Source organism: Nocardioides sp. (assembly GCF_044226765.1).
Taxonomy (GTDB): Bacteria; Actinomycetota; Actinomycetes; order Propionibacteriales; family Nocardioidaceae; genus Nocardioides.
The window spans coordinates 92846-115116 of sequence record NZ_JBGAGJ010000001.1; the positions used below are offsets into that span (position 1 = coordinate 92846).

General features: G+C 73.0%; 24 protein-coding genes. 13 read left to right on the forward strand and 11 right to left on the reverse strand.

What is annotated here, in order from left to right; genetic code table 11:
- Nucleotides 1-18 precede the first annotated feature (18 nt).
- The 4 genes from ACILRH_RS00470 to ACILRH_RS00485 are packed head-to-tail and all read right to left on the reverse strand — an operon-like array spanning nt 19 to nt 3578.
- A complete protein-coding gene (locus ACILRH_RS00470) occupies nt 19-744 on the reverse strand; it encodes a hypothetical protein (RefSeq protein ID WP_395690162.1) in 726 nt (241 codons plus the stop codon).
- A 28-nt stretch (nt 745-772) separates the two neighbouring features.
- Nucleotides 773-1789 (reverse strand): hypothetical protein, encoded by a 1017-nt coding sequence (locus ACILRH_RS00475; protein WP_395690163.1) that lies wholly within the window; start codon nt 1787-1789, stop codon nt 773-775.
- A gap of 14 nt (nt 1790-1803) precedes the next feature.
- Nucleotides 1804-2535, reverse strand: coding sequence for a hypothetical protein (locus ACILRH_RS00480; protein ID WP_395690164.1), 732 nt, complete (start codon nt 2533-2535; stop codon nt 1804-1806).
- 23 nt (nt 2536-2558) lie between these two features.
- On the reverse strand, nt 2559-3578 hold the full coding sequence (locus ACILRH_RS00485) for a hypothetical protein (protein ID WP_395690165.1): 1020 nt from the start codon (nt 3576-3578) through the stop codon (nt 2559-2561).
- Between the two features lie 172 nt (nt 3579-3750).
- Here ACILRH_RS00485 and ACILRH_RS00490 point away from each other — a divergent pair, with 172 nt between their 5' ends.
- Complete coding sequence (locus ACILRH_RS00490; RefSeq protein ID WP_395690166.1) at nt 3751-4323, forward strand: helix-turn-helix domain-containing protein; 573 nt, start codon at nt 3751-3753, stop codon at nt 4321-4323.
- Nucleotides 4323-5588, forward strand: a complete 1266-nt coding sequence (locus tag ACILRH_RS00495) for an MFS transporter (protein ID WP_395690167.1) — start codon at nt 4323-4325, stop codon at nt 5586-5588. Before ACILRH_RS00490 ends, ACILRH_RS00495 begins: the two co-directional genes overlap by 1 nt.
- Here ACILRH_RS00495 and hisC read toward each other — a convergent pair.
- Together hisC and ACILRH_RS00505 are read right to left on the reverse strand one after the other, a co-directional pair.
- A complete protein-coding gene (hisC, locus tag ACILRH_RS00500) occupies nt 5578-6648 on the reverse strand; it encodes a histidinol-phosphate transaminase (protein ID WP_395690168.1) in 1071 nt (356 codons plus the stop codon). The two genes, ACILRH_RS00495 and hisC, sit on opposite strands and share 11 nt — an antisense overlap.
- Nucleotides 6649-6652: 4 nt before the next feature.
- Nucleotides 6653-7213 carry a VanZ family protein gene (locus tag ACILRH_RS00505; protein WP_395690169.1) on the reverse strand — a complete coding sequence of 187 codons (561 nt, stop codon included), beginning with the start codon at nt 7211-7213 and terminating at the stop codon, nt 6653-6655.
- Between the two features lie 45 nt (nt 7214-7258).
- Here ACILRH_RS00505 and ACILRH_RS00510 point away from each other — a divergent pair, with 45 nt between their 5' ends.
- Nucleotides 7259-8593, forward strand: a complete 1335-nt coding sequence (locus tag ACILRH_RS00510; protein ID WP_395690170.1) for a carotenoid oxygenase family protein — start codon at nt 7259-7261, stop codon at nt 8591-8593.
- A gap of 21 nt (nt 8594-8614) precedes the next feature.
- Here ACILRH_RS00510 and ACILRH_RS00515 read toward each other — a convergent pair whose 3' ends face one another.
- Entirely contained in the window at nt 8615-9523 is a 909-nt protein-coding gene (locus ACILRH_RS00515; RefSeq protein ID WP_395690171.1) for a dimethylarginine dimethylaminohydrolase family protein, read from the reverse strand.
- Between the two features lie 84 nt (nt 9524-9607).
- Here ACILRH_RS00515 and ACILRH_RS00520 point away from each other — a divergent pair, with 84 nt between their 5' ends.
- From ACILRH_RS00520 to ACILRH_RS00565, 10 genes are all read left to right on the forward strand, one after another.
- Nucleotides 9608-10288, forward strand: coding sequence for a GntR family transcriptional regulator (locus ACILRH_RS00520; RefSeq protein ID WP_395690172.1), 681 nt, complete (start codon nt 9608-9610; stop codon nt 10286-10288).
- Nucleotides 10289-10324: 36 nt separating this feature from the next.
- Nucleotides 10325-10723: a phage holin family protein gene (locus ACILRH_RS00525; RefSeq protein WP_395690173.1), complete on the forward strand. Its 399-nt coding sequence runs from the start codon at nt 10325-10327 to the stop codon at nt 10721-10723.
- The gene (locus ACILRH_RS00530; RefSeq protein ID WP_395690174.1) at nt 10720-11265 is read left to right on the forward strand and encodes a low molecular weight protein-tyrosine-phosphatase; all 546 of its coding nucleotides are present in this window, start codon (nt 10720-10722) and stop codon (nt 11263-11265) included. The genes ACILRH_RS00525 and ACILRH_RS00530 overlap by 4 nt, the downstream gene beginning before the upstream one ends.
- Nucleotides 11262-12128, forward strand: coding sequence for a fructosamine kinase family protein (locus ACILRH_RS00535; RefSeq protein ID WP_395690175.1), 867 nt, complete (start codon nt 11262-11264; stop codon nt 12126-12128). The genes ACILRH_RS00530 and ACILRH_RS00535 overlap by 4 nt, the downstream gene beginning before the upstream one ends.
- 114 nt (nt 12129-12242) lie before the next feature.
- Nucleotides 12243-12947, forward strand: coding sequence for a response regulator transcription factor (locus ACILRH_RS00540; protein WP_395690176.1), 705 nt, complete (start codon nt 12243-12245; stop codon nt 12945-12947).
- A complete protein-coding gene (locus tag ACILRH_RS00545) occupies nt 12944-14344 on the forward strand; it encodes a sensor histidine kinase (protein WP_395690177.1) in 1401 nt (466 codons plus the stop codon). Before ACILRH_RS00540 ends, ACILRH_RS00545 begins: the two co-directional genes overlap by 4 nt.
- On the forward strand, nt 14341-14883 hold the full coding sequence (locus ACILRH_RS00550; protein ID WP_395690178.1) for a DUF3558 family protein: 543 nt from the start codon (nt 14341-14343) through the stop codon (nt 14881-14883). The genes ACILRH_RS00545 and ACILRH_RS00550 overlap by 4 nt, the downstream gene beginning before the upstream one ends.
- A gap of 22 nt (nt 14884-14905) precedes the next feature.
- Nucleotides 14906-15751 (forward strand): acyl-CoA thioesterase domain-containing protein, encoded by an 846-nt coding sequence (locus ACILRH_RS00555; protein WP_395690179.1) that lies wholly within the window; start codon nt 14906-14908, stop codon nt 15749-15751.
- Nucleotides 15752-15840: 89 nt separating this feature from the next.
- The gene (locus tag ACILRH_RS00560; protein WP_395690180.1) at nt 15841-16254 is read left to right on the forward strand and encodes a YciI family protein; all 414 of its coding nucleotides are present in this window, start codon (nt 15841-15843) and stop codon (nt 16252-16254) included.
- Between the two features lie 2 nt (nt 16255-16256).
- Entirely contained in the window at nt 16257-17420 is a 1164-nt protein-coding gene (locus ACILRH_RS00565) for an RNA polymerase sigma factor (protein ID WP_395690181.1), read from the forward strand.
- Nucleotides 17421-17619: 199 nt separating this feature from the next.
- Here ACILRH_RS00565 and zwf read toward each other — a convergent pair whose 3' ends face one another.
- Genes zwf through ACILRH_RS00585 form a run of 4 tightly spaced genes read right to left on the reverse strand, consistent with a single transcriptional unit; the run spans nt 17620 to nt 22169 of the window.
- Nucleotides 17620-19065: a glucose-6-phosphate dehydrogenase gene (zwf, locus tag ACILRH_RS00570; RefSeq protein ID WP_395690182.1), complete on the reverse strand. Its 1446-nt coding sequence runs from the start codon at nt 19063-19065 to the stop codon at nt 17620-17622.
- 46 nt (nt 19066-19111) lie between these two features.
- Nucleotides 19112-20290 (reverse strand): low temperature requirement protein A, encoded by a 1179-nt coding sequence (locus tag ACILRH_RS00575; RefSeq protein ID WP_395690183.1) that lies wholly within the window; start codon nt 20288-20290, stop codon nt 19112-19114.
- Nucleotides 20287-21591, reverse strand: coding sequence for an anthranilate synthase component I family protein (locus ACILRH_RS00580; protein WP_395690184.1), 1305 nt, complete (start codon nt 21589-21591; stop codon nt 20287-20289). Before ACILRH_RS00580 ends, ACILRH_RS00575 begins: the two co-directional genes overlap by 4 nt.
- On the reverse strand, nt 21588-22169 hold the full coding sequence (locus ACILRH_RS00585) for an anthranilate synthase component II (RefSeq protein ID WP_395690185.1): 582 nt from the start codon (nt 22167-22169) through the stop codon (nt 21588-21590). The genes ACILRH_RS00580 and ACILRH_RS00585 overlap by 4 nt, the downstream gene beginning before the upstream one ends.
- Nucleotides 22170-22271 lie beyond the last annotated feature (102 nt).

Below are 22271 nucleotides of genomic sequence, written 5' to 3' on the forward strand. Positions count from 1 at the left end.
CGCCGAGCGCGCGTGCGGTCAGGACGCCTTGTACGTCGCGCTGAACGTCGCCCGGCCCGAGCTCTCCAGGGAGTACAACGGAGGCTCGAAGGCCGTCGGTGTCTGGAGGATCCCGATGATCTGGTAGTCCCCCGGCTTCACCTTGAGGGCGACCGTGTGGGTGCCCTTGTGCAGGTAGCTCACCATGATCGAGCCGGGCCCGCTGGTGCCCTGGATGACCATCTCGCCGAGCCCGCTCGGCGGCACGGTGATCCGCATCGTGATCACACCGGCCTTCTTGACGTGGGCGAGTGCTGCCGCGGTGCCTCCGGTGACGATCTGCGGGTCGCAGTCGGAGCCGAAGCCCTTCGACATCGTGATCTTGGCCGACTGCGTCATCGTCGCCGACATCTTCGAGAAGGCCCCGCCTGCCCCCGTGACCGAGCCGGTGACGGTGTTCGTGGCCTTCATGGTCACCGAGTCCGTGGGGTCCCCGGTGCTGACCGCCGAGCCGGTCGCCGACGCGGACCGGCTGAACTTCTTGGTCCCGGTGGTCGGCACCGTGACGATCTGGGTGTTCGACGGGTCCGGGTGCACGAGCGTGCAGTCGCCGGTGTCGGCGTCGAACGTGGTCTGGGCCTGCGCCTGTCCCTTCACCGCAGGTGTCGCGGCGAGGGCCGGCGAACTCGGCCCCAGCGCCAGTGCGGCCGCGGTGGCGCCGACCGTGAGGGCGGTCGCCAGGCACCGTGCGGGTCGTGTGCTCATGATGCTCATCTCGTCGTTCCCTTCCGGCTCAGGAGCAGGCCAGGTAGCTGCGGGTGGCGGCGGCCGGCTTGCCCCTGTCGGGCTGGACCACCACCTTGACCGTGGTGTCGCTGCCGCTCGGTATCCGCGTGAGGAGGGCCGCGACGCCGGGCTGCGGGTTCTTGACCGTGACCTTCTTCCTGCCGTTGACGTAGAACGTCGCCGACGACGCCTTGCTCGCCTTGCCCGTGAAGGGGACCGCGATCGTCCCGTTCAGGCAGCCGACCGCCGAGGGCAGCGAGACGTAGGCACGGCCGGGCCCGGCCGCAGCACCCTTGGCCATGCCGGCGGGCACCACGGACGCGGTCGCCTTGACGGTGCCCGACATCGACGTGCGGTACGGCGAGGCCGGATCGACGTCCGCCTGTCCGAGGGCCTGCAGCATGATGGCGTAGGTGCCCGGCTCCACCCAGATCTTGCCCGTGTAGGACGACTGGTCGTACTGCTCGGTCTGCACCGGGGTCGAGAAGTCGGTCGCGGGCATCAGGCCGAAGCCGAACGCCGCGCTCGCCGGGATGCTGGCCTTGACGAGCAGCCAGCTCGGCCGGCTCACCTTGAGCAGGACCTCGGCCCCGGCGTCCGCCTCGGCCTCGGGGTCGCACGCCGAGGACGAGCCGAGGTCGGCGTCCACCGACGCCTTGAGGGAGGCGGTCATCGACAGCGTGCTCGTGGTGGCGGTCTGGCTCGACTTGAAGGTCGTCTTGGACGTCGCTGCCCACGTGGTGTTGTCGGTCATGTCACCGCTGTTGGTGATCGTGCCGTCGTCGGACGCCGTCGTGGTGCGGGACTGCCCGTTGCTGGAGAACGTCGTCTGGTCCTCCGTGCCTCCCGACGACGAGCAGGTGCCGCCGCTGTCGTTCGGGTCCACCGACGAGCCGCCGATCCCGGTCATCGCCGTGGCCGCATGGGCAGGTGTGGCCACCACGGCCCCGGCCGCGGCTGCGGCCAGGGCCGCGCCGACCGCCAGCACGCGCCGCACCATCGGGCTTCGCTTCGAGGTCCGCATCACGGTTCCCTTCCTCAGGACTTCTTGTAGGTGAGCTTGAACGTGGTCCGACCGGACTCCTCGAAGGAGAAGACCGGGTCGTCGAACATCGCCTCGGTGACCGTCTGCAGCTGCACGGCGTAGTCACCTGGCTTCACCGCACGGGTCGTGGTGTGGAACCCGCGACGCTGGTAACCCACATCGATCGACGACCCGTCGGCCCCCATGAAGGCGACCTGGGCCAGGAGGACCGACGCTGGTGTGGTGGCGTTGATGGTCACCTTCCCCGCCCTCTTGATGTGGACGACCGCCTGAACCACGCTCACCTCGGTGATCTCGGGGTCACAGTCGGTGCCCAGGCCCAGGGTGGGCGTGATCTTCGCATTCTGGGTCAGGGTCGCGGACAAGGCGGTGAAGGCGCCGCCCGCCGCGGACACCGACCCCACGACCGTGTTGGTCGCGGCGAAGCCCACCTTGTCGCCCGGATCCATGTTGTTGGTCGCCGTCGCGGTCGCCGAGGCGGTCCGGCTGAACTTCTTGGTGCCCGTCGTCTGGTTGGTGACGATCTGCGCGGCCGACGTCCCCGCTGACGACAGGGTGCAGGCCCCGCTGCCGATCGAGAACGTCGTCTGCACGGTGGCCTGGACCTTCGCTGCCGGGGTCGCGGCCGCGGCCGGCGAGGCGAGGCCGACACAGGCCGCAGCGGTGACCAGTCCTCCGGCCGCAGTCGCGGCGAGGGTGCGCCGGGCGCTCGTGCTGTGTCTCATCGGGTGTCCTTCCCAGGTCCAGGTCACGAGCAGGCCAAGTAGCTGCGGCTGACCGACACGGCCTTGCCGGTCCTCGGCTTGACCACCGCCCGCACGGTGGTCTCGCTCGTGGCGCCGACGCCGCGGAGAATCACGGCGGTGCCGGGACGGGGGCTGCTGACCGTGGCCCGCTTCTTGCCGTTCACGTAGAAGGTGGCCGAGGCCGCCTTGCCGGCCTTCCCGGTGAACGGGACGGCGACGGTCCCGTCGACGCACCCGACCCCGCCAGGCAGCGCCACGTAGGCGCGCCCGGGTCCGGCGGCAGCGCCCGTTGCCGCTCCGCCGGGCAACGCCTTGAGCGAGGCGGTGAGCGTGCCGTTCACGGCCGTCGAGCCGACCGTCGCCGGATCGGTGTCGGCCTCGACCTGGGCGACCACCTGCACGACGTACTGTCCGGAGTCGAACCACAGGCGGGAGTGGTAGACGGCGGCGCTGTACTGGACCGTCTGCACGGGCAGTGAGTCCGAGAGCGGGATCACCGCGGCCACGAACTGGGCGCCCCGGGGGACGGTCGCGTCGATCTGCACCCAGCCGGCGTGGGCCAGGCTGAGCACCCCGATCACCTGGGCGCCGGCCGAGGCACTCGGGTCGCAGCCGGTCATGCTGCCCTGGGCGCTGGTGACCCGCGCCTTGAGCGCCGCCGAGACCGACAGGGAGCTGGTGCTCGACGTCTGGCCGGCACGCAACGTCATCTTCGCCGAGGCCGACCAGGTCGTGACGTCACCGGCGTCGCCACTGTCGGTGATGGTCCCGCTGGACGCGACGCTGCGGGTGCGGACCGCCCCGTTGCTGCTGAACGCGGTGGTGCTCTGCGCGTCGTCCCCGCCGGCGTTGGAGCAGGTGCCGCCCGCGTTGTTGGTGCCCACGAAGGCACCCGCGGTGCCGCTCAGCGCCGTGGCCGCCTGGGCCGGCGCGGCCACGAGGGTCAGACCGACCCCGGCGGCGAGCGCGGCGGCCACGACGACCGCCTTCCGTCTCACCGAGCTCGTTTCGGACGTGCGCATCGGGGCTCCCTCCACCGCGTGCCTGCCCCGGTCCTACCGGAGCACGCCGCCTCAGGGCGACCCCCTGCTGCCACATCGGCCGAGCGGTCTAGACGGATGTCGTCGGCCACCGCACAAGCTCAGATCACAGAGATACCTTTGCAAATGTCTCTATGCAATCTATCTTTGTCGGATGGATGCCACCTCGATCACTCCGGGCCCCGAGGCTCTCAAGGCCCTCGCCCACCCGCTCCGCCTGCGGATGCTCGGCCTGCTCCGGATCGACGGACCGGCCACCGCGACGTCGTTGGCCACCCGGCTGGGCATCAACACCGGCGCGACGTCGTACCACCTGCGCCAGCTGGAGCGGCACGGGTTCATCGTCGAGGACACCGAGCGGGGCAACGCGCGCGACCGATGGTGGCGCGCCGCCCACCAGGCCACGACCACCGACACCCTCGCGCCGGCGGACCCGGGCGAGCGGGAGACGCTCGAGGCCTACCTGCAGTCGGTGGTCGTCGTGATGACGCAGACGCTGCAGCGCTCCGTCGAGGAGCTCGCCCTGCTCCCCCGCGAGTGGACCGATGCCGTCACCTACAGCGACTGGGTCACCCGGCTCAGCCCGGCCCGTGCGAAGGCCCTGATCGAGCGGGTCGCCGAGATGCTCGGCGACGAGCCGGAGGAGGAGGGCGAGGACGCCGTGCAGTACGTCGTGCAGCTCAACGGCTTCCCCTACCCCGGTCGGGTGGGCGGCGGGGAGGAGTGATGGCGCCGACGTTCTCGGGGCGTCGGACCCCTCTGCACGGCTGGCTCGCCGCCGACGCCGTCTCGCTGACCGGCACGAAGGTCTCGATGGTCGCGCTGCCGTGGTTCGTCCTGGTGACGACCGGGAGCCCGACCCGGACCGGGCTGGTGGCGCTGGCCGAGATGCTGCCGATGGTCGTGCTCAAGGTGCTCGGTGGTCCGCTCATCGACCGGCTGGGGGCCCGCCGGGTGACGGTCGGGTGCGACCTAGGGTCGACGGTCGTCGTCGGCACCATCCCGCTGCTGCACCACACCGGCCACCTGACCTTCGGCCTCTTCCTGGGCATCGTGGCGGTCGCGGGAGCCCTGCGCGGGCCGGGCGACGCAGCGAAGAACGCCTTGATCCCGGCGATCGCCGAGCACGCGCGGGTGCCGATGGAGCGGGTCACGGGGCTGGGCGGCGCCGTCGAGCGGACGTCCTCGATGCTCGGCGCCGCGGCCGCCGGGCTGCTCATCGCGGCGGTCGGCCCGGCGAACGCCCTGGTCGTCGATGCCGCCAGCTTCCTGGTCTCCGCCCTGCTCCTGCTCGGGTCGACGACCGGCCTGCCCCGCAGCAGGCGGGCGGAGGTTCCGGACGGCGAGCCGGAGCCGTACCTCCGGCAGCTCCACGAGGGCTGGCGGTTCCTGCGCGGGGACCGCGTGCTGTTCGGGATCGCGGTGATGGTCGCGCTGACCAACCTGCTGGACCTCGCGTGGGCATCGGTGCTGCTGCCGGTGTGGGCGCGCGACAACGGGGGTGGGGCTCCGGCGGTCGGGCTCGTCTTCGCCGTCTGGGCCGGGGCGTCCGCGGTCGGCGCGCTGTGCGCGGCGGCGTGGGCCGACCGGCTCTCGCGGTACCGCACCTACCTCGTCGCGTTCCTCCTGACCGGCCTGCCCCGCTTCGTCCTCTTCGCGCTGGGCGTGCCGCTGTGGGTGATCGTCGCCTTCAGCCTGGTCGGCGGCTTCGCCTCGGGCTTCCTCAACCCCGTGCTCGGCGCGGTGATCTTCGAGCGGATCCCGGAGCCGCTGGTCGGGCGCGTCAGCTCGCTGACGACCGCGATGTGCTTCGCCCTCATGCCCCTCGGCGGCCTGCTCGGAGGCGTGCTGGTCGCCGGCCTCGGGCTCTCCTGGGCGATGCTGGCGGTCGGCGTCGCCTACTTCCTCGTCACGATGCTGCCGGCGGTCGACCCGCGGTGGCGCGAGATGGACCGCCGTCCGGCACCGGCGCAGGAGCCGGTCAGCGCGTGAAGGACCCCGCCACCGCGACCAGCCGGTCGTTGGCCTCGGGCTCGCCGATCGACACGCGGCAGCCCTCCCCCGCGAACGGACGCACGACGATGCCGGCCTCGTCGGCTGCGGTCACGAAGTCGAGGGTGCGCTCGCCGAGCCCGAACCACACGAAGTTGCCCTGCGCCTCGGGCACGTCCCAGCCGACCGCGCGCAGGCCGCCGACGACACGGCTGCGCTCGGCGACCAGCGCCTCGACCCGCTCGTAGAGCTCGTCGCGGCGCTCGAGCGAGGCGATGGCCGCGGCCTGCGCGACCGTGGAGACCCCGAACGGCAGCGAGACCGCGCGCAGCGCGGCCGCGATCGGCGCCGGCGCGACGGCGTACCCGACGCGGAAGCCGGCGAGGCCGTAGGCCTTGGAGAAGGTGCGGGTGAGCACGACGTTGGCGCGCCCACGGTACGTCGCGAGGCCGTCGACGGGGTCGGCCATCCGCACGAACTCGACGTACGCCTCGTCCACGACGACCAGCACGTGCGAGGGGACGCGGTCGAGGAACGCGTCGAGCTCGGCCTGGGTGACCGCCGGGCCGGTCGGGTTGTTGGGGGTGCAGACGAGCACCACCTTGGTGCGCTCGGTGATGGCGGACGCCATCGCGTCGAGGTCATGGCGACCGTCCGCGGTGACCGGCACCTTGACGGCCGTCGCAGCCGCGGCGGTGACGGCGATCGGGTAGGCCTCGAAGGAGCGCCAGGCGAAGACGACCTCGTCGCCGGGATCGCAGAACGCCTGCACCAGCTGGTAGATCAGCCCGACCGACCCGGTGGCGACCGAGAGGTGGTCGACGGGGACCTCGAACGTCGACGAGAGCGCGTCGTAGAGCGCGGCGCTGCCCATGTCGGGGTAGCGGTTCATCGCGGCGACGCCGGCCTGGACGGCCTCGACGACGCCGGGGAGCGGCGGGTAGGGGTTCTCGTTCGACGACAGCTTGTAGGAGGTCATCCCGGGGCGCACCGTCGGCGGCTTCCCGGCGACGTACGGCGGGATCTCCGCCACGGTCGGCCGGGGCTGTGGCGTGGTCATGGCGTCACCTTAGGTCGCGACCGCGCCAGGGCCGCAGGACGAGCGCCAGCACGCCTCCCGCGGCCAGGCCGAGGACGGCGCCCGTGACGTTGTCGACGACGTCGGTGACGTCGCAGGCGCGGTCGATCCTGGCCAGCGCGAGCTGGGTGGCCTCGATCCCGACCGAGTACGCCGCCAGCAGCGCGAGCCCGACCGGCACCCCGACCCACAGCGACCGCGGCCACCGGGCGAGGGCGAGCACCAGCAGCGCACCGGCGGGGACGAAGACGACGGTGTTGAGCATCCGCTGGGTGCCGGAGAAGATCCAGAACCCGTCGGGAGCGGGCCCTCCGATGTCCCACGAGCAGGTCGTCAGCCGCCCCTCGGCGGGCACGATGCCGGGGGCGCCGTTGGCCGGGATGAGCGTGATGGCGCCGATGATCGCGAGCGACCAGACGAACCCGGCGATCGCGCCGGCCGTCACCCACCCCAGGCGCGGGCGCAGCGCGAGGGCGAGCAGCCAGCACACCGCCCCGGAGATCGCGATGAGGAGCAGCATCACCCCCACGCCGCCGACCGGGAACATCCGTCGACCGTAGCGGGCCGGTTCCAGCGGCCCTATCGTCGACAGATGAACCGCTACCTGCTCGACGGCTTCGCCCCCGTCCACGAGGAGCTCACGGCGTTCGACCTCGAGGTCACGGGGACGCTGCCCGACCACCTCGACGGCCGCTACCTGCGGATCGGTCCCAACCCCGCGACCGACCCGGGCGAGGACTACCACTGGTTCCTCGGCGAGGGCATGGTGCACGGTGTGCGGCTCCAGGACGGCCGGGCCCGCTGGTACCGCAACCGCTACGTGCGACCGCGGGGCGAGGACTTCGCCCCCAACACCAACGTGTTCGAGCACGCCGGCCGCACCCTGGCCGTCGTCGAGGCCGGCGGGACGCCGTACGCGCTGACGGCGGAGCTCGACACGGTCGGGCCCTGCGACCTCGGGACCGTGACCGGCGGCTACACCGCCCACCCGCACCAGGACCCCGACACCGGCGAGCTGCACGCGATCTCCTACAGCTGGACCCGCGGCAACCTCGTCGACTACTCGGTCGTCGGCACCGACGGGCGGGTGCGCCACCAGGTCGAGGTCGAGGTGACCGGCAGTCCGATGGTCCACGACTGCGCCCTCACCGAGCACTACGTCGTCGTCTACGACCTCCCCGTCACCTTCGACCTCGGCATGGTCGCCGGCGAGGCACCCCGGCCGCTGCAGGCCACCGACCGGCTGATCGACCAGACCCTGCGGACCGGGACGGCCAGCCGGCTCCCGTACTCCTGGGACGCCGACTACCCCGCGCGGATCGGCCTGCTCCCGCGCGACGGCGGCAACGTCGACGTGCGCTGGTTCGAGATCGACCAGTGCTACGTCTTCCACACGCTCAACGCCTACGAGGACGGCAGCGACGTGGTGATCGACGTGGTCCGGCACGATCGGATGTTCGCCACCGACTTCACCGGACCGAACGAGGGACCGGCGTACCTCACCCGGTTCACGATCGACACCGCGGCCGGCACGGTCCGCGAGCACCGGTTCGACGAGCACAGCCAGGAGTTCCCCCGCCACGACGAGCGGCTGACCGGTCGCCGGCACCGCTACGGGTACGCCGCCGGCGTGCTCGCGGCCGGCATCCGCACCGGTGACTCGGTGCTCAAGCACGACCTCGTCGCCGGCACCACCACCGAGCGCCGGCTCGGCGCCGGGCGCGAGGTCAGCGAGTTCTGCTTCGTGCCGTCGTCGGCGGACGCGGCCGAGGACGACGGCGTGCTGATGGGCTACGTGTTCGACCCGGCCACCGGCACGAGCGACCTGGTGCTGCTCGACGCCGGGACCCTCGAGGACGTCGCCGCCGTGCACCTGCCCGGCCGGGTGCCGGCCGGCTTCCACGGCAACTGGGCGCCGACCGCCTGAGCGCCCGCAGCGGTCGCGACCTCAGGCCCCCGGCAGCAGCACCTCGCCGCCAGGGACGGTGGGGAGGTCGCGACCGAGGGTGACGTCGACCGGGTTGGTCAGGCAGCGGATGGAGCCACCGCCCTTGTGGAACTCCGACACGTCGACCAGGACCACCGAGAAGCCCCACTCCTCCAGGCGGGCGCGCACCCGGTCGGGGCAGGAGGGCATCAGCACGAACCGGCCGATCACGATCGAGTTCGCGCAGAACGTCGTCAGCGCCTCCTCCTCGGTGATCACCAGCGGCTCGGGCACCAGGTCGAGGAGGGCGGCGGCCGAGGCCTCGTCGAACGCCGCCGGACAGACGATCGCCCGGCGCTCGTCCAGCGGGCAGAACGCCAGGTCGAGGTGGTACATGCCGGGGTGCGTGATCCGCAGGCCGCGGACCCGGACCCCGAGCTCGGTGGCCAGGTGCTTGAGGGCGAGCTCCTCGGTGCGCGGACCGTAGCCCACCACGAGCGCGTCACCGAACGCGAACGCGTCCCCGGCCTCCAGGTGGGCGCCGACGCCCTCGTGCCCGACGTACAGGGTGCGGAAGCCGCGCTCGGCGAACCACGGCTGCGCGGACGCGGTCTCCATCCGCCGCTGCGGGTAGCGCATGTGGGAGAGGACGACGTGCTCGCGGCCGTCCTCGGCCACCACGCCGAGCCCGAGGTTCATCGCGTAGACCATGTCGGGGGCGTCCGCACGCTGGGGCAGCACCTCGACGCGGCCGCCCAGGCTCTCGATGGTGCCGACCAGCTCGCGCCACTGCGCCATCGCCCGGTCGCGGTCGGGCTGGTCGGCGAGGTCCATGAACGGGTTGATCCGGTAGTCGACGCGGAAGTGGGTCGGCTCGACCATGACGTACCGGCGACCCCAGTGCAGGTGTCCGGGCAGCTGCTGGTCCATGGATCCCTCCTCGGGTGTGAGAGGCGTGATTTGCTTGATTGTCAGACAACCTGACAGACCGCGAGTGTAGAGCACAATGGGGCCATGGCCCAGCCGCCGTTCGACACCCTCCACCTCGAGCTCTCCTCGACCGTGGACCGGGTCGCCGAGGAGCTGCGCCGGGCCGTCTTCGACGGCGAGCTGGAGTCGGGGACGCCGCTGCGCGAGGTCGCCCTCGCCCACTCCCTCGGCGTCTCCCGGCCGACCGTGCGCGAGGCACTCGGGGTGCTGGTCGCCGAGGGGCTGGCCGTGCGCGAGCCCAACCGCGGGGTCTCGGTGTCGACCCCCGAGGCGGCCTCGGTCCGCGACATCTGCCGCGCCCGGTGGGTGCTCGAGGGGGCCGGGGTGCGGTCGTGGCCGGACGCCGGCGAGCCGCTGCGCGACGCGGTCCGGACGTCGCTGGTCAGCTACACCGGGGCGGTGCGCGCCGGCGGCTCCTACCAGGAGCTCAACGAGCGGCACCTGGCCTTCCACGTCTCGCTCGTCGGGCTCACGGGCTCGCCGCGGCTGGTGGCGATGGCCGAGAGCCTGATGGTCGAGCTCAGGCTGGCGCTCGCCCAGGTCGACCGGATCCGGCGCAACGCCCACGACCAGGCCGAGAGCCACACCCAGCTGGTGATGCTGCTCGAGCGCGGAGCCGTGGGCGACGCCTCGGCCTTCCTCGAGCGGCACCTCGCCGACGCCGAGACCTCGATCCTCGACGCCCTGGGCCTGGCCGGTCGGTGAGCGGGGTTCCTGGACCGGGGCCCTAGGCTTCAGGACGTGGGATTCCTCAGGTTCCTCGGCTGGCTGGCCACCAACGCCGTGGCGCTCGCCGCCGCGGTGCTCGTCTTCGACGGCATCGGGTTCGGTGACTCGACCGGCTGGGACCAGGTGGCCGACAACATCTGGCCGCTGCTGTTCGTCGCGCTGATCCTCGGGGTCGTCAACGGGTTCGTCAGCCCGGTGATCAAGTTCTTGTCGATCCCGTTCATCATCATCACCCTCGGGCTGTTCCTGCTGGTGATCAACGCACTGATGCTGCTGTTCACCGAGTGGCTGGTGAACCTGTTCGGCGTGGACTTCTACGTCGACGGCTTCTGGAACGCCCTCGGCGGCGCCATCGTGATCACCCTCGTCACCTGGGTCGTCGAGGTGCTCGTCGGCGACGCCCAGGAGTGAGCGCCCCCCTCCCGCCCGCGCGGCGGCCCGGCGGCTATCGCGTCGAGCTCGTGTGCCTGGGCAACATCTGCCGGTCACCGACGGCCCACGTGGTCCTCGAGGAGCGCCTGGCCGACGCCGGCCTGGGCGACCGGGTCTCGGTGACCAGCTCCGGCACCGGCGACTGGCACGTGGGCGACCCGATGGACCGGCGGGCCGCGGCCACGCTGACGGCAGCCGGGTACGACGCCTCGCGGCACCGCGCCCGGCAGTGGGCCGGCCCCGGCGGGCCGGACGGGGAGGCGCCGGACCTGCTCCTCGCCATGGACGCCCAGAACCTGGCCGACCTCGGTGGAGCGTCGACGCGGGTGCGGCTCTTCCGGGACTTCGACCCGCGAGAACCGGGCAGCGACGTGCCCGACCCGTACTACGGTGGAGACTCCGGTTTCGAGGAGGTCCTCGTGATGGTCGAGCGGACTGCCGACGCGCTGGTCGGCGCGCTGCGCACCGAGCGGCCGTGGGAGCCGGGGTCCGACGACTCGGGAGGCGGGAGCCGGCCGTGACCCGCCAGCCGCTGGTCGCCCGCCGGGCCGAGGAGCTCCTCGGCTCCGCGGTGGTGGCCACGGCGCCGGTGGCCGGCGGCGACATCTCGACCGCGACCCGACTGCGGCTCAGCGACGGCACCACGGCGCTGATGAAGACCCTGCCCCACGCCCCCGACGGCTTCTTCGCCGCCGAGGCCGCGGGCCTGCGCTGGCTCGCCGAGGCGACGCCGGACGGCGGCGCCGCCGTGCCGGAGGTGCTCGGCAGCGACGACGAGTGCGTGATCGTGCGCTGGGTGGAGCCGGGCAAGAGCTCGGTCGACGTGGCCGCCGCGCTGGGCCGCGAGCTCGCGGCGACCCACGCGGCCGGCGCACCGTCGTTCGGCCTGGACCGGGAGGGCTTCATCGGCCGCCTGCCGATGCCGAACCGGCCGACCGAGACCTGGTCGGAGTTCTACGCCGCCCGCCGGCTGCTGCCCTACCTGCGCCTGGCCCGGGACCGCGGCGCGGCAGACGCCGCCCAGGTGGCGGCCGTCGAGGCCGTCGTACCCCGCCTCGGCGACCTGGTGCCCGCCGAGCCGCCCGCCCGGCTGCACGGCGACCTCTGGAACGGCAACGTCATCTGGGGCCTGGACGGCCGCGCCTGGCTGGTCGACCCCGCGGCGTACGGCGGCCACCGGGAGCTGGACCTCGCGATGCTCGCCCTCTTCGGCCTGCCCCACCTCCCCCGGGTGCTCGACGCCTACGCCGAGGTCAGCCCGCTCGCCGAGGGCTGGGAGGACCGGGTCGCCCTGCACCAGCTCTTCCCGCTGCTCGTGCACGCCTGTCACTTCGGCGGTGGCTACGCCGCCCGCGCGGCCGAGGTCGCGCGCCGCTACACCTGATCCGAGCCGCGCCGGCGGATCTCACGTGCCGGGGGCCTCGACAAGCTCGACCTCCGGTTGCGTCGTCCGCGCGGTTCTCAGTACCGGTTCAGCGAGGGCTGGCACAGTTGCCCCGTGACCTCCTCCCCGGTGCCGAAGCCGCGCGTGCTCGTCGTCGACGACGACAAGGCCGTGCGTGAGTCCCTCCGCCGGTCCCTCGAGTTCAACGGGTACGACGTCGCGCTCGCCGCCGACGGCGCCGAGGCACTCGCGGGCATCGCCTCCAGCGCACCGGACGTGGTCGTGATGGACGTGATGATGCCGCGCCTCGACGGCCTCGAGACGACCAAGGCCCTGCGCACCGCCGGCAACGACGTGCCGATCCTGGTCCTCACGGCGCGCGACGCCGTCGGCGACCGGGTCGAGGGCCTGGACGCCGGCGCGGACGACTACCTGACCAAGCCGTTCGCCCTGCAGGAGCTCCTCGCCCGCCTCCGCGCGCTGCTGCGCCGGGTCGCACCCCGCGAGGAGGACGAGGACGAGCTGCTCAGCTTCTCCGACCTCTCCATGGACATCGCCACCCGCGAGGTCCGCCGGGGCAACCGTGCGATCGAGCTGACCCGCACCGAGTTCGCGCTCCTGGAGATGTTCCTGCGCCGGCCCCGGCGGGTGCTCGAGCGGTCGTTCATCCTCGAGGAGGTGTGGGGCTACGACTTCCCCACGACCGCGAACTCCCTGGAGGTCTACGTCGGCTACCTGCGGCGCAAGACCGAGGCGGAGGACGAGCCCCGGCTGATCCACACGGTGCGTGGCGTGGGCTACGTGCTGAAGGAAACGTGACCGCCGAGCACCACGACGCGGACGGCCGCTGGCACTACCGGCGCTCGCTCGCGAGCCGCGTCACCCTGCTCACCACGATCGCGGTCGGCGTGACCGTCGCCTTCGTCGCGCTCGGCGCCTACCTGACGGTGCGGATGCAGCTGGAGTCCACCCTCGACGACTCCCTGGTGGAGCGCGCGTCCGCGGCCTCCTCCGACCTGTGCTCCCTGCGCTCGGACATCCCCCCGGAGTACCTCGGCACCGCCGACACCTGGGTGGCCTGCTTCCGCGGGTCGGTCGGCATCGGCCGCGGCAAGCTCCCCTTCCAGATCGGCGACCCCGAGATCGGCGTGCTCCGCGGCGACCACAAGCAGTCCATCCGGACCGTCGTCGGGTCCGACGGCGACCGCTGGCGAGTGATCGCCCTCCACCGCGGTGGCGACGACGGCGAGACCTTCATCCTCGCCCAGTCCCTGAGCTCGACCGACGCGGTGCTCGGCAAGCTCGGCCTGGTGATGCTGCTCTTCGGGCTCGCGGGCATCATCGCGGCCGGCATGGCCGGCTGGGGCGTCGCCCGCAACGGCCTGCGTCCCGTGCGCCGGCTGACGGCCGCGGTCGAGGAGATCGCCCGCACCGAGGACCTGCGGCCCCTGCCGGTCGAGGGCGATGACGAGATCGCCCGGCTGGCCCGGGCGTTCAACCAGATGCTCGCGGCGCTCGCCGCCTCGCGCGATCGGCAGCGCCAGCTGGTCGCCGACGCCGGTCACGAGCTGCGCACGCCGCTGACCTCGCTGCGCACCAACCTCGACCTGCTCACCCAGGCCGACAGCGCGGGCGGCCTGCCGCCCGCGGCGAAGGAGGAGCTGCTGGCCGACGTACGGGCCCAGATCGAGGAGCTCACCACGCTGATCGGCGACCTCATGGAGCTCTCCCGCGACGAGCCGCTCACCCACGTCGTGCAGGAGATCGACCTCGCCGAGCTGGTCGAGCACACCGTCGCGCGGGTCCGCCGTCGAGCACCCACGGCGACCTTCGACGTCGTGACCGAGCCCTGGTACGTCGTCGGCGAGGAGGCCGGGGTCGAGCGCGCGGTCGCGAACCTGCTCGACAACGCCGCGAAGTGGAGCCCGCCCGGCGGCACCGTCACGGTCCGGCTCGCCGACGGCCGTCTCGTGGTCGACGACGAGGGCCCGGGCATCAAGCCCGACGACCGGCCGCACGTCTTCGACCGGTTCTACCGCTCCGAGGAGTCGCGCTCGATGCCGGGCTCGGGACTGGGCCTGTCGATCGTGCGCCAGGTCGCCGAGCGGCACTCGGGCACGGTCGACGCGGACGTCTCACCGGCGGGTGGGGCCCGCCTGGTGCTCTGGCTGCCCGGGTCGTCCTCGCCGGTCCCCGACTGGACGCCGGTGTCGTGAGGTCGCCTCTCGCCGTAGCCCTCGCGGTGGTCGCCGCGGCCGGCGCCCTGGCCGGCTGCTCCTCGGGCTCCTCCGGCGCCCCGGCCGCGGCCTCGTCCCTGGCCTCCCGGGCCGGCGACGTCACCTGGAACCCCTGTGACGGGCTCACCCCGGCCCAGGTCAGCCGGATCGCCGGCACCGCGATGACCGAGCAGACCGGCACCGCCGACCAGCCCCGCTGCACGTTCACACCGGTGCGCAAGGGTGGGCCGGCGTACGACGTGTCGTACCTGTTCTTCGACGGCGGCCTGGACGCGGCCCTGGCCTCGATGGGCGCCGCGGGCCGCCAGCTCCGGCCGGTGGAGGTGCCGGGCGCCGACGCGGCCCGGGTCGCGGTCAAGCCACGACCGTCGGGGATCCTGGTGACCGGGTTCGTCCAGACCGGCGGGGTGGTGCAGAGCGTGAACGCCGCCCAGCTCGCGCCGTACGACCAGGAGCAGCTGGTCTCCTCCACCACGGCCCTGCTCGCCGCCCTCGCGAAGGCCGCCCCGCAGGGATAGTCACCTCCGGGAGAATGCGACCGTGACCGACCAGATCTCCTTCTTCACCCGCGCCGGCGACCAGCTGGTCCCGGCCCCGCTGGCCTGCAGCATGTGGAGCGACGACCAGATGCACGGCGTCGCGCTGAGCGGGGCCCTGGCGTGGGCGGCCGAGCACCGGCTGGCCGCCGCCGGCCGCACCGACCTGCGGCCCGCCCGCTGGGCGGTCGACCTGTTCCGCCCGGCGCGGATGGTGCCGTGCACCCTCACCACCGAGGTCGAGCGCGAGGGGAGACGGATCTGCCTGGTCGACGTGATCCTCACCCAGGAGGGCGAGCGGGTCGCCCGGGGCACCGCCACCTTCCTGCGCCCGTCGGAGGACCCGGACGGTCAGGTGTGGACGCCCGACTCGCGCCCGCCGGTGCCGCCGCTGGACGTCGTGCCGCGCTCCGACGGCACGCCGCGGGCGCCGTACGTCTCGTCGTCGGCCGGCTGGTCGCAGGACTTCCTGGAGCACCAGAACGCCGACCGCAAGGCCTCGTGGAGCACCGCCGTGCCGGTGGTGCCGGACGAGCCGATGACCGGCTTCCAGGCCGCCGCGTCGACCGCGGACGGGGCGAGCATGGTCACCAACTGGGGCACCCGGGGGGTGCAGTTCATCAACACCGACATCACCATGACCCTGGCCCGCGAGCCCGACGGCACGGAGATCGGCCTGCTGGCGACCGACCGGGTCGAGCACGACGGCATCGCCGTGGGCACCGCCGCGCTCTTCGACCGCACCGGGCCGCTGGGCACCGTCGTGGTCGCGGCGCTGGCCAACGCACGTCGTACCGTCGACCTCGGCTCGGTCAGCTACACCGACGACGGGCGCCGGCAGCGGGGCTGACGGCGGGTCGATGTCGAGAACGGCGCGGCGGCTCCGTCCCAGGGGTGTGCCGACCGACGACGGCGGCACCCACACCGAGGAGGACCAGGATGGCGAAGTACCTGCTGCTCAAGCACTACCGCGGCGGCCCCCAGCGCACCGAGACCGCCTGCATCCCGATGGACCAGTGGACGCCCCAGGAGGTCTCCGACCACATCGCGTTCATGGACCACGTGGCGGACACCCTGCGCGAGCGCGGTGAGTTCGTCGACGGTCAGGCCCTGTCACCCGAGGGCGCCTTCGTGCGGTTCGACGGAGAGGGCCGCCCGCCGGTCACCGACGGGCCGTTCGCGGAGACCAAGGACCTGATCGCGGGCTGGATGACGATCGACGTCGACTCCGTCGAGCGCGCGCACGAGGTCGCGGCGTTCCTGTCCTCGGCTCCGGGCGCCGGCGGTGAGCCGCTGCACGAGTGGATCGAGGTCCGGCCCTTCCTGGAGGAGCGACCCGGCGAGCTCGACTGACCGTGTCGGACCTCGATCTGCTCGTCCGCGACCTGGCCCCCCGGACGCTCGGCGTCCTGGTCCGCCGGGGCGCCGACTTCGCGGCGGCCGAGGACGCCGTCCAGGAGGCGCTGGTCGAGGCGGTACGCCGATGGCCCGGCAACCCACCGGACGACCCGCAGGCGTGGCTGGTGACGGTGGCGTGGCGCAAGCTCCTGGACGCCGGGCGGTCCGAGACCGCCCGGCGGGCCCGGGAGGAGCGGGCCGCCGACGAGCCCGCGCCGGGCCCCGCCGAGCACGACGACGACACGCTGCTGCTGCTCTTCCTCTGCTGCCACCCGGCGCTGTCGCCGACCTCGGCGGTCGCCCTGACCCTGCGGGCCGTGGGCGGGCTCACGACGCGGCAGATCGCGGCGGCCTACCTCGTACCCGAGGCGACGATGGCACAGCGGATCAGCCGGGCCAAGCGCACGGTCGCCGCGGCCGGGATCGGCGCGCCCGGGGACCTGGCGCACGTGCTGACCGTGCTCTACCTGGTCTTCAACGAGGGCTACACCGGCGAGGTCGACCTGGCCGCCGAGGCGATCCGGCTGACCCGGATGCTGGCCGCCGCGACCGACGAGCCGGAGGTCGGCGGGCTGCTCGCGCTGATGCTGCTCCACCACGCCCGGCGCGCCGCCCGGTGGACCGCCGACGGGGCGCTGGTGCCGCTCGCCGAGCAGGACCGCAGCCTGTGGGACACCGGCTCGGTCGCGGAGGGCGTCGAGGTGCTGCAGGCCGCGCTCGACCGCGACCGGCTCGGGCCCTACCAGGCGCAGGCGGCCATCGCCGCCCTGCACTGCGACGCCCGGTCGGCGGAGGAGACCGACTGGCCACAGGTGCTCGAGTGGTACGACGAGCTGCTGGCTCTCACCGACTCGCCGGTGGTCGCGCTCAACCGGTCCGTCGCCGTCGGCGAGGTCGACGGGCCGCTCGCGGGTCTGGCCGCGCTGCGCACCGTGTCCGCCGACGTACCCCGCCACACCGCGGTCGAGGCGTGGCTCACCGAGCGGGCCGGCGACCTCGACCGCGCCCAGGCGCTCTACGTCGCAGCAGCGGCGCGAGCGGGCAGCACCGCCGAGCGCGACCACCTGACCCGGCAGGCGGCTCGGCTGCACGCCGCCGGTGCGGGCGGCTCGTCCGGTTAGCTCGCCGGCCGCCCCTCCCGTCGCAGGTTCACCACGGTATGCAGGCGAGACCGCGCTCCCCACGGCATGCCCACCATGGGAGGTGCAGGTTCACCCACAGACCATGGTGAACAGGTTCACCCACAGACCATGGTGAAACAGCAGCCACCGCCGGCCCGACGCCCGAACCCCGGCCGCCCGACACCGGGGCGGCGGGCGGTTACTCCGCGTAGGTGTTGTGCTCGCGCCAGGAGCGCTCGAAGGGCAGCCGCCAGGCGTGCGGGGCGACGAGCTGGTGGATCGCGTTCGGGCCCCAGCTGCCCACGGGGTAGGTGCGCACCGGCGGCGGGCTCATCAGCAGCGGGATCGACTTCTCCCACAGCGTCTCGATGCCGTCGGCGGTGGTGAACAGCGTGTGGTCGCCGCGCAGGGCGTCGTGGATCAGCCGCTCGTAGGCCTCGAGGACCGCCAGCGACGACGAGGTCTCGTGCGTCGCGAACTGCATCGACAGCTTCTCCAGCTTCATGCCGGGTCCCGGTCGCTTGCCGTAGAACGACAGCGACATGCGGGACTGGTCGGCGAGGTCGAAGGTGAGGTGGTCGGGCCCCTGGGTGCCGGCGTTGGAGCCGCGCGGAAACATCGACAGCGGCGGCTCCTTGAACGCGATCGAGATGATCCGCGCCCCCTCGGCGAGCTTCTTGCCGGTGCGCAGGTAGAACGGCACCCCGGCCCAGCGCCAGTTGTCGATCTCGACCTTGAGCGCCACGAACGTCTCGGTGTCGGAGTCGTCGGCGACCTCTTCGTGGTCGCGGTAGCCGGCGTACTGGCCGCGCACCACGTTGTGGGGCTCGATCGGCCGCATCGAGCGGAACACCTTGAGCTTCTCCTCGCCGATCGGGTCGGGCGCCAGCGACGTCGGCGGCTCCATCGCCATGAACGCCAGCACCTGCATCAGGTGCGTCACGACCATGTCGCGGTAGGCGCCGGTGCCCTCGTAGAAGCGGCTGCGCCCCTCGAGCCCCAGGGTCTCGGGGACGTCGATCTGCACGTGGTCGATGAAGTTGCGGTTCCAGATCGGCTCGAAGAGCCCGTTGGCGAAGCGGAAGGCCAGGATGTTCTGCGCGGCCTCCTTGCCGAGGAAGTGGTCGATGCGGAAGATCTGGCTCTCGTCGAAGACCTGGTGGAGCCGCTCGTTGAGCCGCCGGGCCGTCTCGAGGTCGGTCCCGAACGGCTTCTCCATGATGATCCGGGACTGCTTGACCAGGCCGGCCTCGTCGAGCTGGCGCACGACGTCGAGCGCGGCCTTCGGCGGCACGCTGAGGTAGTGGAGGAAGTCGACCGGCCGGCCACCGCGGGCCAGATCGGTCTCGGCGACCCGGACGGCCTCGGCCAGCGCGGGCGGGCCGGCGCTCTGCGGCACGTAGCTGAGCAGCGAGCTGAACTGCTGCCACTCCTCCTCCGAGACACCGCGCTTCTTGAACTCCACGCACGACTGGCGGGCGATGCTCACGAACTCCTCGGTGTCGATGTCCTCCAGCGAGGTGCCGACGATCCGGGAGTCGTCGATCAGCCCGGCCTGCCACAGGTGCAGGAGCCCGGGCAGCAGCTTGCGGCGCGACAGGTCGCCGGTCGCGCCGAAGAGCACGATGACGTGGGCGTTCTCCATGCCCTCCACGGTAACCAGGTCAGGTCACCGGTAGGCACCGTCGAGGTCACGCCCCGGCTGGCGCGGTAGCGCCGCGGGCTCGCGCGGAGAGCGTCACCAGCACCCCGGCGGCCAGCACCCACACCGTGCCCTCGGCGGCGAGCCCGGTGCCGAGCGCGACCACGCCCGCCGCCACCACCGCGGGGCCGGCGACCCACGCGGCCGGGCGCCGGTGGCCCGTGGCCGCGAGGACGCCGGCGCACAGGAGCGCATAGCCGGCGTACGACGCCAGCAGGATCGACCGCACCCGGTCGTCGACGGCGGCGCGGGGGTCGGCCACGAGCAGGCCGAGGACCGCGGCGACGGTCGCGAGGGCGAGGGTGGCGGCCAGGTGGGCCGGCCAGGCAAGCCGCGGCAGCAGGGCCCGGTCGGGCAGCAGGGCGACCCCGGCGTACCCGAACCGCACGGCCGCTGCCCACAGCCCGAACATCAGCACGAAGGCACCGGCGCCGGTGACGGCCAGCGGCCGGTCCCACTCCGCCTCGCTGGCGGCGTCGACGATCTGCACCAGGCCCTCACCGAGCACGATGAGCACGAAGAGGCCGAGTCGCTCCCCGAGGTGCGGCACGTCCGCGCCGACCACCTCGACCGTGTCCGGCACCTGCTCCCCGCGCCGGCCGGCGCCGCGGCGCGACCGGCGCACCCGGTCGAGCCGCTCCTGGGTGCTGGCGAGCAGCCGCTCGGTGCTGGCCGAGACCAGGAACCACAGGTCGATGGCGAGACCGAGCGCCCACAGGGCGTACTGCGTGGTGCCCTCGCACCAGAACGACACGATCCACGGGACGATGCCGCCTCCGGTCTGCACGATCGGCAGGTCGGTGAGGACGACGGCTCGCTGCCACGGCCGGGCGGCGAGGAACCGCCCGACGACGTACGCCACGGCGAACGCGGTCGCGTGCTCACCGTGGATCTCGGGCACCGCGGCGGTCATCACGCCCAGCACGAACATCGCCGCCAGGATCAGCACGACGTGCGCGCCCTGGCCGGCCACGTTGCTGTAGAGGGTGAAGCAGGCCCAGATCATCCAGATGGCGGTGTAGGCGATGATGTAGACCGCGATGCCGCCGCCGCTGGTGTCGTCGACGAGCAGACGCGCGAGCATGCCGATGCCCGCCACCGCCACCAGGTCGAAGAAGAGCTCCAACCAGCTGGCGTGCCGCTCCGCGTCGACGACCGGCTCGCTCATCGGACCTCCAGGGCTCTCAGCAGACGCTCGGCCTTCCAGCGCGACTCGTCGTGCTCGTCCTGCACCGACGAGCGCACGGTGACGCCGCCGCCGGTGCCGAGCAGGTAGCGGCCGTCGCCGGCCGTGGTGAGGCTGCGGATCACCACACCGAAGTCGGCGCGACCGTCGCCGGCGAGCCAGCCGAACGCACCCGCGTAGGCACCCCGCGGAGTCGCCTCGACCTGCTCGATCACCTGCATCGTGCGCAGCTTCGGGGCGCCCGTCATCGAGCCCGCGGGGAAGAGCGCGCGCAGGGCACCGACCGTCGTGACGTCGTCGCGCAGCCGACCGCGGACCGTGCTGACCAGCTGGTGCACGGTCTCGTAGCTCTCCACCGCCATCAGGGCCGGCACCGTCACCGTCCCCGGCGCGCAGACCATCGACAGGTCGTTGCGCAGCAGGTCGACGATCATCAGGTTCTCGGCGCGGAAGCGTGGGTCGGCGGCCAGGTGGTGCCGGTGCCGCTCGTCCTCCTCGGGGGTCGCGCCACGCGGGGTCGTGCCCTTGATCGGCTTGGTCTCGACCGTGCGGTCGGCCGTCACGAGCGCGTAGCGCTCCGGGCTGCTGCTCAGCAGCCACCCCCGGGCGCCCGGGAGGTCGTGCTGCACGAAGCCGGCGTACGGCGCCGGGTTGAGCTCGCGCAGCCGCAGGTACGCCGTCAGCGGGTCGACGGCGCTGTCGACCCCGAGCCGGTAGGTGAGGTTGACCTCGTAGGTGTTCCCCGCCCGCAGCTGCTCCTGCACCTGCTCGAACGCGGCGGCGTAGGCGGCGTCCGGGGTGGATGAATCCCCGGTCAGCCGGGGAAACCTGACGTTGTCAGGGGTTGCAACCCCCGACAACGTCATGAAGTCCCTGACAACCCCGGGCGCGTGCTCGAAGAAGTGCACCTCGCGTGGGCGCATCCAGACCGCGTCCGGCACGGTGCCGGCGGACGGTCCGGTCGCGACCGAGGCGGGCAGGTCGGGGCGGCAGGCGTAGCCCAGGTAGCCCACCCAGTGGTCGGTGGGCGAGCCGGCGGTCAGCTCCGCCTCGAGCACCGTGAAGACGTCGTCGCCGACCACCTCGGCCCGGCCGCCGGCGTGGCGGGTGACCTCGCCGGTGGCGGCCGAGTAGGTCAGCGACACGTCGTCGTCGTCGAGCCACCCGACCATCGAGCGCCGGCCCGACCACTCGCGCGCACCGCCGCCGTCGAGCCAGAAGCACCGCGGGTGGGCGGCCGCCACCGACCGCACCAGCTCCACCGGGTCGTCGAGCCGCGTCACGGGGCGGTCCCGACGCGTACGCCGAGGAAGTTGGCCACCAGCCGCGCGCCGTGCTCGGAGAGCACCGACTCGGGGTGGAACTGCACGCCCTCGAGCGGCAGCGTCCGGTGCCGGACCCCCATGACGACCCCGTCGGCGGTCGCGCTCACCTCGAGGCAGTCGGGCACGGCCAGCGCCGCGAGCGAGTGGTAGCGCACCGCGGTCAGCGGCGAGGGCACGCCCGCGAAGACCCCGCGGCCGTCGTGGGTCACCTGCGCGACGTCGCCGTGCGCCGGCGCGACCCGGCCGACGCTGCCGCCGTACGTCGTCACCAGGCCCTGCATGCCCAGGCACACCCCGAGCACGGGGCGGGTGCCGGCGGCCAGCACCGCCCGGCCGACCGCGAAGTCGGCGAGGTCGGCGGGATGGCCGGGGCCCGGCGAGAGCACGACGAACGCGTGGGCGAGCACGTCGGCGGCCGTGACCTCGTCGTGCTGGACGACCTCGGGGAGGACACCGGTGACGGAGGCGACGAGGTGGACCAGGTTCCAGGTGTAGGAGTCGTGGTGGTCGACGACGACCACGTCGGGCTCAGCCACGGCTCACCGCCTCCCCGCGAGAGCGCGGGCTCGCCAGGACGGACGGCCCGGTGGAGCTGGGGGGCAGTCTCCACCGGGCCCACGAGCGGTCGCCCGCCGATG